The organism is Bradyrhizobium sp. Crot121, from assembly GCF_059512385.1.
Genome location: NZ_JCAMOR010000315.1, coordinates 1 through 627 on the forward strand (window position 1 = coordinate 1; position 627 = coordinate 627).

A 627-nucleotide genomic window follows, 5' to 3' on the forward strand; every position below is an offset into this window, starting at 1 on the left:
GACCGGCTATACCGACATGCGGAAGGGCTTTCCGTCGCTGGCCTTGCAGGTTCAGGAGATCTTGCATCGCGACCCGCTGGGCGGCCACCTGTTTTGCTTCCGCGGTCGTCGCGGCAATCTCTTGAAGGTGATCTGGCACGACGGCCAGGGCGCCTGCCTGTTCACGAAGCGCCTGGAACGGGGCCGCTTCATCTGGCCGAGCCCGGCCGAGGGCGTGGTGACGATCTCGTCGGCGCAGCTCGGTTACCTCTTGTCCGGGATCGACTGGAGGCACCCACAAGAGACGTGGCGGCCGACGTCGGTCGGATGAGGCTTTGCGCTTCTCGGATCGTGATGGATGTGATTCCATCATCGTCGTGACCACATCTGAATCGCTTCCCACCGATCTTGCCGCCGCGCATGCGATGATCCTCGCGGAGCGTGCCGCGCGCCTTCAGGCGGAAGCGGTCGCGGCGAGCGCCAAAGCGGAGGCTGCCGATGCGAAGGCGGCCGAGGCACTGATCAGTTACCTCAAGCTCGAGATCGAGAAGCTGCGTCGCCAGATTTATGGCAGCCGCTCGGAGCGCAAGGCACGGCTCTTGGAGCAGATGGAGCTTCAGCTTGAAGAGCTGGAAGCAACCGCAACCG

Annotated in this window: 2 protein-coding genes; both read left to right on the plus strand. The window is 64.0% G+C overall.

What is annotated here, in order from left to right:
- Positions 1 to 310: IS66 family insertion sequence element accessory protein TnpB (tnpB, locus tag AC5ZGW_RS46735; protein ID WP_496114210.1), on the plus strand; the 310-nt coding region annotated here is incomplete at its 5' end.
- Positions 311 to 404: 94 nt separating this feature from the next.
- Positions 405 to 627: IS66 family transposase (locus AC5ZGW_RS46740; protein ID WP_496114211.1), on the plus strand; the 223-nt coding region annotated here is incomplete at its 3' end.